This is a genomic window from Actinoplanes derwentensis (assembly GCF_900104725.1).
In the GTDB taxonomy this organism is placed as follows: Bacteria; Actinomycetota; Actinomycetes; order Mycobacteriales; family Micromonosporaceae; genus Actinoplanes; species Actinoplanes derwentensis.
Genome location: NZ_LT629758.1, coordinates 3,928,125 through 3,941,636 on the forward strand (window position 1 = coordinate 3,928,125; position 13,512 = coordinate 3,941,636).

The window sequence follows — 13,512 nt, forward strand, 5'->3', positions numbered from 1 at the left end:
GCCGATCAAAGTTTCTGCACGCCTTCAAGGCGGCCCGAGACGGGCCGCTCACGCCGCCGCCTGGGCGCGCGTCCGTCGCTTAGCTGGCGCACACGACGGCCCAGGCAGCCCGTCCGCTGGCGTGTACTGCGGGTCGGGCCGCTGCGACGACAGGGGACACGGGTTGTAGGGGAGGAGGTAGCCGGCCGCCGACCGGTGCGGCCTGGGCGACGCGGCCACGCTGCCACGCCAGTCCGGAGCGCGAGTCACGGCTGTCGGATGCCGGTCGTGGCGGCGCGCAGTATGTCCGTGCCGCTCCTCCGAGGTCAAGGGCGCTTCGCGTCGCAAGCGACGGCCGCAGGCGGCCGCCCTGGACCTCGGAGCCTCTGCGGCCTTGGCGGTCAGGTGGTCAAGCGGCAGGCCGGTGGCCTGCCCGCATCCGGCGCACGCCGCCACGACCGTCACCGACTTGCCGGTCACAAGCCAGTGTCAAGCGAAACTTGACACCGAATCGCCAAACCAAGGGATGCACATGGGCCGAGTCCCGGTTAGCCTTTGGCTAGCGTCGAACTGCCATTCTCGATCAAGCCGAGCTAAGGATCTTGATGGGGCCAGAGAAAAAGAAGCGATCGCAACCGCGCCTCCCCTTAAGTGACCTCGAATCGACCGATGAAGGCAAGGAGGTCGCTAGCCAAGGGCCTCAAGGAGAGCTGCTATCAGACAGTCGGACTGCGGCGGCCGCACCTATCCAGCGAGAGAAGCGGCGATCAGAGATATATGATGAACCAGTTGACGCTGGGGAAGTTGCTGTTGTCCGTACTGGAAGCACTACTGTTGAAGGTTCAGGCAGCGTCGCTGTTACTGGGATCAACTATGGGCAAATCCATATTTCAACGTTCCCGATAGCTGAACAAGAGAGTCTCGATCTGGCGCGCAAAATCTTCCGGGAATCGCTTCAGGACCGCGACGCTTTCATTAGTAGGTTTTTGCAGCAGGCGCTCAGGCAAGCAGGAATGACTTTTACGCTGAGCGTAATCTTCATGGCCATCGGCGGTGCGCTCGTACTATTTGCTGGTGTCATGGCCATAGTCAATGCTGAATCTACGCAAACGACCGATTACCTCCTTCTGGCGGCAGGTTTGGGAGGCTTGGTTGTCGGTGCGGCCGGCGCAGCGTTTGCCCGTCGCGCAGACGCGTCTAGAAAACATCTTGCAGCCCAGGCCGATGCGATGCACGAACAGCTCCTAGGCGAACGGAAGTTCGTTCAAGCGGCTGAATTGCTCGCTGGCATAAAGGATCCAGACCTTAATGACCAAACAAGAATCGCTCTGGCGTTGAAGCTTTTAGGAGCCGATCCGCCCGCTCACTGGAGTTCTGTAAGCCCGCGAGGCACTAATGGCGGTAGTCAGTGAGATATGCGAACCTAACGCGCCGGACGGCGACAGGAACGTCCGATCCGTGCATGCTGGGTGACTAACTGAGTGACAATCGCGAGCGACCGCGTTGGACGGCCATGGACGTCAAGGGACTGATATATGCAGGTCAGCCGCTTGTTGACCAAGCTAATTCAAGATCATGTATTGCCTGGGGGTCAAGCGCGCGTTTGGGATTCTGACCTGCCGCCCGTATCCGCGAGTAGGCAAGCCACGCGCCCACTTCGACCCAAACACTATCCCGCTTCGGCAGACTCCTAACCGGACTGCGAGTTGCCGCCTATCGGGCATCCAGCACGATGACGGTTACGTTGTCCTTACCTCCACCATCCAGTGCGAGAGCGATTAGCCGTTCGACGCAGTCCCATGGCGAGCACTTGGAGACGAGGGCTTCTTCGATCGCCTGAATCGGAACGTACGAACTCAGACCGTCAGAGCAGAGCAATAGCCGGTCGCCGGGGTACAGCTCAAGGAGGCTGATGTCCGGCGACCGGCCGTCCTTCCTGCCGTCGAGGAAACGCGTAAGCTTCTCGCCGAGTTGCGGGACTGCATCGACATGCGCTAGCAGATGCCGATATACGTGGTCCTCACTGATCTGCCGGAGGGTCGGCGCCTGGCCTCCCTCTCGCCGAAGTAGGTAGGCCCTGGAGTCGCCGATATTGGCCAATGCGACTTCACCCTCGGCCTGGAGGATCGCCACCACGGTCGTACCCATCCCTGCAAGTGCAGGCTCCGCAGCAATGCGTTGACGGATGGCGTCGTCGGCCGCGTATACGGCACGTCCCAATGCGTCCGCTACTTCGGATACCGAAACTGACCGGTCGTACTCCGCGAACGCTTCGACCGCAGTAGCGCTAGCGATGTCACCGGCGACATGGCCGCCCAGCCCATCGGCGACAACGAACAGCCGACGTCCCTGGTAGTAGCTGTCCTCATTGCGCTTGCGGACGAGCCCTACATGGGTTCCACTCGCCACCGTGAGTTCCAGGTGGTTGCCCATGCTCAGCTGCCCTGACTTTCGGGATCGGGCCAGGGATCATTAGCGTCGCCCTCGCGATGGAGGACGTGAAACGTCTCCACGCGGTCACTGGCAACGACGTATTCGGTGACCTCAACGGGCTTGTCATCGGCGCCCGACGTGCCCACCCGAATGATCTCCAGGACTGGGAGGCTTGTCGGGATCTCCAGGAGTGCGGCCTCGTCCTTGGTGGGCATCCGTGCCCGGTGGATCTCCATCCACTTGATGGGCCAGTGTCCCGCCTTCTCGATCTGGTAGAGCCACTCCCCCGCGCGTGGGTTGGCATCGACATGGGCGACGGCGTCGGCAACTCGGGGGTGGATCCAGGAGATGTTGATTTGGAACGGCGCCTCGGCCTGCGGTCCCGTAACGCGGAATCGACGGGGTACCTCGGTGCCGGGCTCGACGCCGAGGAGCTTCGCAAGGCGGGGGTCCTCCAGCCGCGCGGGAGTGTTGTCCGCCTTGCCGTGGCGCACCCATACTTCTTGGCTGCTGGCCGACGGGAACGAATACCCGGTGGCGTGCTCGTTGCGCTTGACTAGGTCACCACGAGGCCGGCGGGGGCGCATGGTGCCGTATCGAACGGCGATCCCTCTGCCCTGAACGGCCCATACGTAGCCCTCGGTCTCTAGGAGCGCGATGGCCCGGCCGACGGTGTCGCGGTTAGCGCTGTACTCCGTCGCTAGATCATCCAGCCGGGGCAGACGCGTCCCGGGCTCCCACTCGTTGGCCTCGATGCGTTGCCGCAGCTGTGCCGCGATGTCCCGAAACCGCGAATGAACAGGCACGCCGCACCCTCCCCCTGATTGTCCCAAGACAATCCTTGACATCTGAGCTCGATTGTCCCCACACTATCGCTGAGTGATTGTCCCAAGACAATCGCGTACACCCTGATTGGGCGTGGAGGTGAGGTAGTGGCAAAAGGGATGTTCAGTGCGGCTCCGGTGGGGGCGGTGACGCTGGTGGAGACGCCGGTGTCGCAGTGGTACGTGAAGATGGCGCGGCTGGCGTTCATCTGTGTGGGCCTCGGCTGCGGTGTTGCCGTGTCTGCGGTGGCGTCGGCGTTCGTGGCGCTGTGGATGGCGCTGGGGTTCGGCGTCGGCGCTGGTCTGGTGCTCGGCTTCGTATCGGCGCTGGTGGTGCGGGCGTGGCCGGTGTTGCGGGTGTTGTGGTGGTGGTCTCTGGAGATTGCTGTCGCATCGCTGCTGCTGGCTGGCGTGTCTCTGCTGGCCCGGGTGTGGCCGTGGTGGTTGGCGCTCGCGGCCGTGATGGTTCTGGTGGCCGGCGTTCTGCTTGTCGGTCCGGTGCGGCGGTTTGTATTCGCGTGGTCGTGGTGTGTGGTGGATCGTCACCGGCTGCGGCTGTGTTTCGCGCAGCTGGTCCGTGGGTCGGGTCAGGGTGGTTCGCGGCCGTTGCAGGTGCCGCTGATGTTGTGGGCGCGTCCGACTCTCGCTGGTGAGCGGGTGTGGGTGTGGCTGCGGCCGGGCCTGGCGCTGGAGGACTTGGACGGTAAGACGACCCGGATCGCGGTGGCCTGTTTCGGGGCCAGTCTGGTTCGGGTGTCTCGTGCCCGGCAGAACCTGTCGGCGCTGGTGCGGGTGGACGTGACACGTCGTGACCCGTTGACCGGCATGGTGCCGTCGCCGTTGTCCGCGCTGCTCGGCGGCTCGGACACGTACGACGAACTTGCGGATGTGCCGGTGTCTCCGGCCGTGCCGCTGGTCGGCCTGGACCTGGCCGACGTTCCCGAACAACCCGCTCCCGAACCGCCTCGTGGCGGTGGTCGCCGGTGACCGGCGTCCGGGTGTGGGTGGCGTATCCCTCTTTCCGTAAGGAGTAAGGCAGTCATGGCTGGAGAAACCCAGATCACCGTCATCGGCAACCTGACCGGTGACCCCGAGGTCACCTTCCTGAACAGCGGCCCGGCGCGGGCTAAGTTCACCGTCGCGTCGACGCCTCGGTACCTGGACCGTGAGTCCGGGCAGTGGAAGGACGGCGAGCCGCTGTTCCTGAACTGCACGGCGTGGCGGGAGCTGGCGTCGAACGTGGTCGCGTCGCTGAGCAAGGGCAGCCGGGTGATCGTTGTCGGCCGGTTGAAGCAGTCTCGTTGGGAGACCGACGAGGGCGAGAAGCGGTCGGCGTACGGCGTGGAGGTCGACGAGATCGGCCCGTCGCTGCGGTTCGCGTCGGCGAAAGTCGTCAAGGCGACCCGCTCGAAGGGCGGTGACGGCTTCGTTCCGGAGTCGGCGCCGGACAGCCCGTGGGACAGCACCAAGGTCGCGGTCGGGGCGGAGGGGTTCTGATGGACTCCACCCGCTACGGCGACATGTTCGCCGGTGGCTGCGACGGTGCGATGCTGACACCGATCTGGCGGGGCGCAATGCTCGCCACCACGGTCGACGACACCGAACCGGTGATGGTCGACTTCACGGCCGCGTGCCGGGCACTGACAGACCCGGACCGGGTGCCGGTGATGGAGCACGGCCCGTATCAGGGCTGGCTGCTGGTTCCGGCTCCGCGTGAATGTCCCCGGGACTCGGTGCTGCTGTCGCCGGACGGGCACGTCGCGATCCGTCTGGAGCTGGCCGATCTGCTGACGGCCCACTGGTCGCAGCAGGCGGACGGGCGGGAGGACCGCTGATGTCCGCGACGGTGCCGCATCCGACCGCGCTACGGCCGGGTAAGGCGCTGTCCATCTTCGACCCGGTGTTCATCGGGATCGACGAGTTCGGCCAGCCGGTGTACCTACCGATGATCTACCGCAACATTCTGATCGGTGGAGAGCCGGGGGCGGGCAAGTCGGGCCTGCTCAACGGCGTGGTGGCGCATGCGGTGTGTTCGATGGACTGCAAGCTGGTGCTGTTCGACGGCAAGCAGGTCGAACTCGGGCAGTGGCGTGACTGCGCGGACGTGTTCGTCGGTCCGAAGCTGGAGCAGGCGCTGAGCGTGCTGCGCAGGTTGCAGGTCATGATGGACCGCCGGTACACGTATCTGCTGGCGTGTAAACGCCGGAAGATCACCCCGCGTGACGCGTTCCTGCCGTACGTCGTGGCGATCGATGAGATCGCGTACTTCTCGGCCACGATCGGTAAAAAGACCGACCGTGAAGAGTTCGCGTCCCTGCTACGGGACCTGGTAGCCCGGGGCCGTGCCGTCGGGATCATCGTGGTCGCGGCGACACAACGGCCGTCGTCGGACATTATTCCGACCTCGCTGCGGGACCTGTTCGCGTGGCGCTATGCCGGCCGCTGCACCAACGACAGCTCGTCCGACATCGTGCTCGGACACGGCTGGGCGCAGAAAGGCTGGTCGGCCAACACCATCTCCCCGACCAATCCTGGTGCGGGTCTGCTGATCGCTGAGAACGGCAGCCCCCGCATGGTCAAGGTCGCCTACCTCGACGACAACACCTGTGCGCGGATCGCCCGTCACGCGGCCGACCTGCGCGCTGACGACCGGGACACGCCCGTGCGCCACCTGGCGTTCGCGGCCTGACCGTCGCCCTAGACCTCCCGAACTCTTCGGGACGGAAACCCTCATCCCTTCATCTCTGATGGGAGGCCTTCGATGGCCCGAACCAACCGCAACAACCTGCCGGTCCCGGTACCGGCTCCCCGGATCGTCTACATCCCGGACCCGACGATGCAGGCCGACCTGGAGAGGCTGACGACCAGCCAGCTCCACACCCGCCGCGCTCAGCAGGCCGCGATGTACCAGATCTGGAAAGAACGCAAGGACCGGATCGACGAGCAGGACCGTAAGGCCCGGCGCTTCTGGTCCAGCTTCGGCGCGGTGATCGGCTTCGCGTTTCTCGGCCTGGTCGGCCTCGTCGGCTGGTGGCTGTGGACCGTCGTCGGTCTCGGCATCCTCGCGCTCCCGGTACTGCTGGCCGGTGCCACGGCGACCGCTGTCGGCGGTCACCGCTGCATCACCATCGTGCAGCACATGCACTGACCAGCACTCAAGTCAAGCGGTCGACATCAGGACTCACCGACCAAAGCGATACCTGATGCCGCCGCCCTGAACACCCACCCGATCCATCGGAAGGAGTAGGCACGATGAACCCTACCCAAAAACAGGGCGGACACGTCCCTGAGCTCAACCAGCAGGACCGCTTCGAGCTGACCGAACAGGGTCACCGGTACCTGGACTACACGTCTGACGAGCTGGACAGGTTCCGGACGCTGTGCGAGAAGTACGACGCCGACCGGGCCGAGGGCCACGGCGAGCGACTGCTCGACGCGTACGCCGCTCACCACGAGACGGCGGACAGCCGTGAGGTTCTGGGCGACGGCGATGAGCCGGGTTCGGTGCCGAGCGTGCTGCGGTCGGCTGCTGTGTACCTGCAGCGGCACGGCTGGATCCAGGGTGCCTACTACGACGCCACGTGCGGGGTGTTCACCCCGCCGACGTGCATGGTCGGCGCGATCGGCATGGCCTGCTACGGCGGCCCGGTCGACGCTCCGGCGCAGATGTTCGACGAGCCCGGCTTCGCCGAGTTCGAGCAGGCGGTGCTGCACCTGGACCGGTACCTGCTGGTCCACCACGGCGTGGAGGCCTACGCCTTCAACGACACGCGGGGCCGCACCACCGCCGAGGTCATCGACGCGCTCCGCAGGGCGGCCGACGTGCCGTCCGGGGAGCTGATCGAGGCTCTGCGGGCGATCGACGAGATGGACGACCGCCTGGCCGAGTCCGGCCTCACCTTCGAGCAGGTCATCATCCTGCTCCAGAGTTCGGACGAGACCGTGCAGTCCAGCGATCTGCCGGATGACGACGGGCAGGCCGGGTTCAGCGAGTGCCTGCTCTGCGGGGCTCCCGGTGGCTACCCGTACTGCATGGGAGCCTTCGGCGGTCAGCTGCCCTGCGTTGCCGTGGTCGAGGCCAGCAACCTCGGTGGCGGTGACGTTCGATGAGTAAGAACACCGTCAAGCGTCCCTTGACGCACCAGCGCCGTACCCGGGGGTCGCGTCTGCGTCTTCCGGTCATGGTGGCGCTGCTGGTGTGGTTCCTGTCCGGTCGTCCGCTCGACGGGCGCCGTCACAGCGACTGCACGTTCTGGACTGCGGGAACCCGCCGTGTCGGCCGTCCCAGCTACCTGATCACCTTCCGGTGGTGGGCGCTGGCGGCCGGATGGCAGCGGCTCGGCCTGCGGCTCACCGCTGTCGCGGTGCTGTCGATGGCCGTGGTGGGGGTGGTCGCACGATGACCGGTAAACCCTCGACCCCGCGCAAGCGTGCCTCCCGGCAGACCGAGACCGCCGAGTTCGACGCGTTCGCGCGCCGGATCCTGCGGGCGTACTCCCGCCGCGTCGCCGCCGGTGACGTGGAGGCCCTGGCCTCGCTGAGCACCCTGGCCGTCGAGCTGGACGTCGTGACGCGTCTGGCCGTGGCCGGTCTGCGGGCTAAGCCGTACTCCTACTCCTGGGACGAGATCGCCCGTCGGCTTGGCGTGTCCAAGCAGGCTGCCCAGCAGCGCTACGGCGAACGAACCTCCTCCCGCAACGCCCTGGACTCCCGGCTTCTGCACGCGGGTTTGGGCGTGTCCGTGGCGACCCTCGTGCAGGTGTTCGCTGATCACCACCCTGGTAGCCCCGCAGCATCGTGCTGCCCGGGCTGCGGCTTCCGCTATCCCGACAACGTCCTCGACTGCCCCACGAACGCCACCGTGCGTCCGCTGCTGCTGCGGCGGCGTGGAGAGGACAAGACGGCGGTAGCCCGACTGTCCCCCGACCAACGCGCTGACCTGCACAACCCGAAGTCCCGCACCCGGCGGGCGACGGTTCGGCAGGCAGCCAACGACATGCCGAGTCCGAACCGGAACACAGCTCTACCCCTGTTCCCTATCCACGGAGAGGACCCGGCGCGATGACCGACACCAACATGACCACCTACGAGGACAGCAACACCGTCCCGGAGAAGATCGCCGAAGTGCAGACCCAGATCGCCCGGGCCGACACGAAGGCATCCATCCTGACCGGTCTGTCCCTCGGGGCACTGACCGGCGGTGCCGCACTGGCGGGCAAAGCCCACCTTCACGGACTCTCCCTGGCGGCTGCTGTCGCCACCGCCGTCCTGATCGGTGCGGCGACCCTGCTGCTCGGTGCGGCCATCCGGCCGGCACTCGGCGGCAGTTTCGGGTTCATGCACTGGGCGTCCGCGCCCTCGGCCGTACTCCTGTACGCCGAGCTGAACCGCGCGGCCTACGACGGCACGGATGAAGGCCGACGCTTCGAACAGGTCGCCTACCTCCGCCTACTGGCCCAGTCCGCCCGCCGCAAATACCAGCGGGTGCGTCTGGCCGTCGACCTGCTCGGCGTCGCCGTTGGCCTCGCCGTGCTCACCGCGCTCCTCTCGGCTCTGGACTGACGGGAGACACGCGGTGATCGACATCGACGACATCTCCGCTCTGGCGGAACGCCGCGAGGTCATCCTCGTCGGCCTGCTACTCGCCGTAGCCCTGCTGCTGTGGGTGGCCAAACGGGTCCGGAAGATCGCCCAGAGCGAACGTCCGGACGACACCCTGTCCAACGTGGTGATGTTGATCGGCCTCGGCTGGTCCTCGGAAGCGGTCTGGGAGATCGCCCGTGTCCGGCTGGGCTTCCCGCTCGGGCTCACCCTGCTGCTGTTCTTCATCTTCGAGTCGATGCTGACCCTCGCCATGATCCGCGCCAAGCGGCACATGCGAGACCACGGCTGGCCTGGCCGCTCCGGCACGACCGCATGGACCATCGCCGCCTGCATGGCGCTCGTGGCGCTGGCCGCATCCGACTCGTTCGCGGAGGCAGTTCTCCGGATGGTCATTCCGCTGCTGGTGGTCAAGCAGTGGTGGGACGGCCTGGTCGGCGGTGCCGCGAAACGACCCGCTGACGCGTCCACCTGGCGGTGGACTCCCCGCCGAGTGCTGCTCGCCCTCGGGGCGATCGAACCCGGCGACCGCGACGTGCAATCGGTGCACCGCGAACAACTCACGCAACAGATGACCCGCTTGTACCACCGGTATAAGCACGGCTCCGCCCGGCTGCAAACCCGTCGCGCTGCGCGACTGGCCCGGCTGAGCCTCACCGCGGACGACGCCATCATCACCGAAGTCCAACGACGTGGTGACCGCGCTCTCTGGTTCGAACAGAACCGGCCGCACCCCCTACCCGTCCCGGCCGCCCCGGACGTTCCCAACGTCCCGGCCCTGACCAGCACCACGACCCCGCCGAGTAGGCCGCCCGTCCCGATGGACGTGCTGCCGCCGGCCGTCGACACCCCAACGGTGAACCCTGCCCCGGCACTGCCGGTGGCGCAGGAATCGGCACGGCCGTCGGAACCTGACAGCAAAGCTGCCCCGACGCCCGATGTCATCGCTGCCCGGATCACCAAGCCGACCTCGACCAGCCCGGACCGATCGACCGCCACGTCTCTCCCGGTCGCCCCGGCACCTCGCCCGCGTCCCCACAAGTCCGACGCCCCGGCCGCAGCACCATTGCCCCGTCCCGCCACCGGCACTCCTGTCACAGAGCCGGACGTGGTGCAACTGGAACTGCCGACCGTAGCGCCTGACCTGCTGGAACGCGCCCGCGAGGCCGCCAGGCAGTACCGCGCCGAGAACGACGGCGAACAGATCAGCACCGGTCAACTCGCGGCCCGGCTTCGGATCAACTCCGAGCAAGCGGTAGACGCCCTGACGCACCTCATCTCGGCGCCGATCCCTGCCGTCAACGGCCGTCGCCCGAGCACGGCAACCCGGTAAGCGACTCGACAACCAGCGTCGTACCCGAAGCAACCCGCTTCGGGTACGGCCCCGGCCGCCGAGCCAACCCTCTCTCACCATCGCCGAAGGAGCAGACGAACCCCGTGACCCTGTCGACGCTTCCCGTCGCACCCGAGCCCACCGGCTCGGGCGCGCCGACGTGCGCCGACACACCGGCCGTTCCCGCCTGGTACCGCACTTCCACCGACCTGGCCCGCCAAGCGGTCGCCCGCGCCACCCGCGACGACTACCCGGCCTGGCTGTCGCACGTGCGCCCGGCCGCCGACTGCACCCGCCCGGTACAGCTCGCCGGAATGCTCGCCACCGTCGAAGCGGCCACCGGCCGTCTGCTGGCCGCCCGCTCGACGGCGGACATGCCCGACGGCGTCATCTACAAGCCGTGCGGAAACCGCCGGGCCGCAGTGTGCCCGGCCTGCTCGCAGCGCTACCAGAACGACGCCTACCAGGTAGTGCGCACCGGCCTGATCGGCGGCAAGGGCGTCCCTGAACAGGTCGCTCACCATCCGGCCGTGTTCCCCACCTTCACCGCCCCCAGCTTCGGCCAGGTCCACACCCGGGCCGTCCGACGGCACACCTGCACCCGGCGCAAGGACTGCGACTGCCGCCCGGAACCCTGCCACGCCCGCCGCGACCTGACCGTCTGCCCCCACGGAACCCGGCTGGCCTGCTTCGCCCGTCACGACGCCGAAGACCGGCGCCTCGGGACACCGCTGTGCCTGGACTGCTACGACCACGACGCCCAGGTCGTGTGGAACCACGCGGCCGGTGAACTGTGGCGGCGCACCACCATCGCCATCACCCGCCGCATCCACGCCCGATCCCGCCAGCTCGGCATCCCCGACGTCCCGGTCATCTCTGAAAACCGGGGCAAGACCCGGGTGCGATGGGTGCCACCGGTCAGGCTGTCGTTCGGCAAGGCCGCCGAGATGCAACGCCGTGGCGTCGCGCACTTCCACGCCATCATCCGCCTCGACGGCTTCGACCCCGACCAGCCCGACACGGTCCTCGCGCCCCCGCCCGGACTGGACGCCGCCGACCTGGTCGACGCCATCGACCACGCCGCCGCCACCGTCACGTTCACCACCGCCCCACACCCCGCCCGGCCCGGTGGCTGGCCGATCGCCTGGGGCGAACAGATCCTCACCAAAGTGATCACGGTGGCCGGACAGGGCGAGGTCACCGACGGCCAGGTAGCGGCCTACCTGGCGAAGTACGCCACCAAAGCCACCGAGATCACCGGCCACACCTCCAGCCGACTCACCACCGAGACCGTCGACCTGTACGCCAACCCCGACGGCACCCACACCGAACGCCTCATCGACGCTTGCTGGCGACTCGGCAACTTCCGCCACGACTCCACCCCACCAGCCCGCTGGACCGACCAGCCACTACGGGAACCGTTCCCCGTGGCGGGCTTCGTCCCAGCCTGGACCTGCCCGACCTGTCATACCCGCACTCGGTATCCGGCCTGCCCCACCTGCACCGCCACCGACCTGGCCACACCCGGCGAGCAGGCCGAGCCTCCGGCACGGCGCAACCCGTACGCCCGGCTGCGGCGCTGGGCGCACATGCTCGGCTTCGGCGGCCACTTCCTCACCAAATCCCGCCGCTACTCCATCACCTTCGCTCTGCTCCGCGACCAGCGGGTCGAGTTCCGCCGGGCACAGTCAGCCGGACCGGAGCAGACCGACACGGCTGGGACCCCGACCACGCTGGTCGTCAACTTTCTCGAATTCGTCGGCGCCGGATGGCGCACACCCGCAGACGCCATGCTCGCCACCACCTCCGCCGCGATGGCCCGAGAACACCAGAACGCCGCCAGGGACTACCTGACCACCCTGGCCGCGTGAACGGCCATCGACCGTCAAGAACGCCTTGACGGCTAACCGACGGAGAGGACCCATGGCAACACCTATCGAGGACCAGCGCTGGACGGTCACCGACGTGGCCGCGTTCCTTCGCGTGCCACCGGAGACGCTCTACACGTGGCGCAAGCGCCACTACGGTCCCCCGGCCGCCCGCGTCGGCCGGCACCTCCGCTACGACCCGGTGGCGGTCCGGACCTGGTTCCACGAGCAGGAGGCGGCGTAGCCATGGGCCACGTAGAAGACCGCTGGTTCAGGACCATCGAAGGTCCGGACGGCAAGGACCAGCGCGTAAAGACCGACCGCCACGGTGTGGGCCTGCGGTACCGCGTCCGCTACATCGCACCCGACGGGAATGAGCGCAGCAAATCCTTCCCCGACCGGGCGAAGAGGGCGGCGGACGAATTTCTCAGTGGCATCGAGACGGACAAAATCCGGGGTGACTACGTCGACCCGGCGAAGGGGAAGAAGCCCTTCGACGAGTTCGCCGGGAGCTGGCTGCTCACCCACCGGTTCGACGAGTCGACCAGGGTGGGGGTCCGATCGCGGATCCGTAACCACCTGGTCCCCTTCTTCGGCAAGCGGGCGGTCGCCGCGATCCAGCCCAGCACGGTCCGGGAGTGGCTTTCCTGGCTGGTCGGCCGAGGGCTGGCGGACAACACCCGGGTGGTGTTGTTCGCTCATCTGAGCGGGATTCTGACCGCTGCGGTCGACGATGGTCTGATCGCCAAGAATCCCTGTTCGGCCCGGTCGGTGGTGGCGCCGACGCCGGTGCTGCCGAAGCTGGTCCCGTGGACGGTCGAGATGGTCACGGTGGTGCGCGCGGCGGTCTCACTCCGGTACCGGCCGGTCGTCGATGTCGGCGCTGGCTGCGGTGCGCGACAGGGAGAGATCTTCGGTCTCGCCCCGGGCGATTTCGACTTCGAGGACGGCTGGCTGACGATCCGGCGACAGGTCAAGCGGGTCGGATCCCGGCTGGTGTTCGGGTTGCCGAAGAGTGACAAGGAACGTCAGGTGCCTCTGCCGCCTGGTGTCGGTGTAGCCGTCCAGGCTCATCTGAAAAGGTTCGGGGCGCATGCCGTGAGCCTGCCGTGGGAGGACCCGGTCCACGGCCGACAGGTCACTGTCCCGCTGGTGTTCACCACTCTGGGGCGGACGGCTATACGCCAGCAGGTTGCCGCCAACCAGATCTGGCATCCGGCGCTCAAGGCCGCCGAGATCGAGGTGGTCCGGGCGAACGGGATGCACGCCATGCGGCACTTCTACGCCTCCGCGCTCTTGGACGGCGGGGAGAGCGTCAAAGCGGTATCCGAGTGGCTGGGGCACTCGGATCCGGCGTTCACGCTGCGGGTCTACGCCCATCTGATGCCGGACAGTCCCCGCCGGGCGCGACGCATCCTCGATGCGCTGCTCGGCGGGGACGACGGCCCAGAGACGGCCCAGAACCGTGGTTGAT

16 protein-coding genes are annotated in these 13,512 nt (G+C 67.3%); 14 read left to right on the forward strand and 2 right to left on the reverse strand.

Annotation, left to right across the window (positions count from 1 at the left end):
- Nucleotides 1-584: 584 nt before the first annotated feature.
- The gene (locus BLU81_RS48355) at nt 585-1,391 is read left to right on the forward strand and encodes a TRADD-N-associated membrane domain-containing protein (RefSeq protein WP_157751653.1); all 807 of its coding nucleotides are present in this window, start codon (nt 585-587) and stop codon (nt 1,389-1,391) included.
- Nucleotides 1,392-1,692: 301 nt separating this feature from the next.
- Here BLU81_RS48355 and BLU81_RS17400 read toward each other — a convergent pair whose 3' ends face one another.
- Both BLU81_RS17400 and BLU81_RS17405 read right to left on the reverse strand, forming a co-directional pair.
- On the reverse strand, nt 1,693-2,412 hold the full coding sequence (locus BLU81_RS17400; protein WP_092545637.1) for a PP2C family protein-serine/threonine phosphatase: 720 nt from the start codon (nt 2,410-2,412) through the stop codon (nt 1,693-1,695).
- A gap of 2 nt (nt 2,413-2,414) precedes the next feature.
- Nucleotides 2,415-3,260 carry a GntR family transcriptional regulator gene (locus BLU81_RS17405; protein WP_092545638.1) on the reverse strand — a complete coding sequence of 282 codons (846 nt, stop codon included), beginning with the start codon at nt 3,258-3,260 and terminating at the stop codon, nt 2,415-2,417.
- Between the two features lie 84 nt (nt 3,261-3,344).
- Between BLU81_RS17405 and BLU81_RS17410 the strand changes: the two genes are divergently transcribed.
- The 13 genes from BLU81_RS17410 to BLU81_RS17470 all read left to right on the forward strand — a co-directional run bounded on the left by BLU81_RS17410 (nt 3,345) and on the right by BLU81_RS17470 (nt 13,511).
- Nucleotides 3,345-4,223, forward strand: coding sequence for a hypothetical protein (locus tag BLU81_RS17410; protein WP_157751654.1), 879 nt, complete (start codon nt 3,345-3,347; stop codon nt 4,221-4,223).
- A gap of 54 nt (nt 4,224-4,277) precedes the next feature.
- Nucleotides 4,278-4,733: a single-stranded DNA-binding protein gene (gene ssb, locus BLU81_RS17415; protein WP_092545640.1), complete on the forward strand. Its 456-nt coding sequence runs from the start codon at nt 4,278-4,280 to the stop codon at nt 4,731-4,733.
- A complete protein-coding gene (locus tag BLU81_RS17420) occupies nt 4,733-5,071 on the forward strand; it encodes a hypothetical protein (protein ID WP_092545641.1) in 339 nt (112 codons plus the stop codon). Before ssb ends, BLU81_RS17420 begins: the two co-directional genes overlap by 1 nt.
- A complete protein-coding gene (locus tag BLU81_RS17425) occupies nt 5,071-5,925 on the forward strand; it encodes an FtsK/SpoIIIE domain-containing protein (RefSeq protein WP_092545642.1) in 855 nt (284 codons plus the stop codon). Before BLU81_RS17420 ends, BLU81_RS17425 begins: the two co-directional genes overlap by 1 nt.
- A gap of 72 nt (nt 5,926-5,997) precedes the next feature.
- Nucleotides 5,998-6,384, forward strand: coding sequence for a hypothetical protein (locus BLU81_RS17430; protein WP_092545643.1), 387 nt, complete (start codon nt 5,998-6,000; stop codon nt 6,382-6,384).
- Between the two features lie 104 nt (nt 6,385-6,488).
- Nucleotides 6,489-7,346: a DUF6197 family protein gene (locus tag BLU81_RS49880; RefSeq protein WP_157751655.1), complete on the forward strand. Its 858-nt coding sequence runs from the start codon at nt 6,489-6,491 to the stop codon at nt 7,344-7,346.
- On the forward strand, nt 7,343-7,639 hold the full coding sequence (locus BLU81_RS17440; RefSeq protein ID WP_157751656.1) for a hypothetical protein: 297 nt from the start codon (nt 7,343-7,345) through the stop codon (nt 7,637-7,639). The genes BLU81_RS49880 and BLU81_RS17440 overlap by 4 nt, the downstream gene beginning before the upstream one ends.
- On the forward strand, nt 7,636-8,301 hold the full coding sequence (locus BLU81_RS49885; RefSeq protein ID WP_197686265.1) for a hypothetical protein: 666 nt from the start codon (nt 7,636-7,638) through the stop codon (nt 8,299-8,301). The genes BLU81_RS17440 and BLU81_RS49885 overlap by 4 nt, the downstream gene beginning before the upstream one ends.
- Complete coding sequence (locus BLU81_RS17450; protein ID WP_092545645.1) at nt 8,298-8,798, forward strand: Pycsar system effector family protein; 501 nt, start codon at nt 8,298-8,300, stop codon at nt 8,796-8,798. Before BLU81_RS49885 ends, BLU81_RS17450 begins: the two co-directional genes overlap by 4 nt.
- Before the next feature lie 13 nt (nt 8,799-8,811).
- The gene (locus BLU81_RS17455) at nt 8,812-10,170 is read left to right on the forward strand and encodes a hypothetical protein (RefSeq protein ID WP_092545646.1); all 1,359 of its coding nucleotides are present in this window, start codon (nt 8,812-8,814) and stop codon (nt 10,168-10,170) included.
- Nucleotides 10,171-10,274: 104 nt separating this feature from the next.
- Nucleotides 10,275-12,041 (forward strand): replication initiator, encoded by a 1,767-nt coding sequence (locus BLU81_RS17460; protein ID WP_231954612.1) that lies wholly within the window; start codon nt 10,275-10,277, stop codon nt 12,039-12,041.
- 52 nt (nt 12,042-12,093) lie between these two features.
- Nucleotides 12,094-12,282 (forward strand): helix-turn-helix domain-containing protein, encoded by a 189-nt coding sequence (locus BLU81_RS17465; RefSeq protein ID WP_092545647.1) that lies wholly within the window; start codon nt 12,094-12,096, stop codon nt 12,280-12,282.
- A 2-nt stretch (nt 12,283-12,284) separates the two neighbouring features.
- On the forward strand, nt 12,285-13,511 hold the full coding sequence (locus BLU81_RS17470) for a tyrosine-type recombinase/integrase (protein ID WP_092545648.1): 1,227 nt from the start codon (nt 12,285-12,287) through the stop codon (nt 13,509-13,511).
- The last annotated feature ends 1 nt before the right edge of the window (nt 13,512 follow it).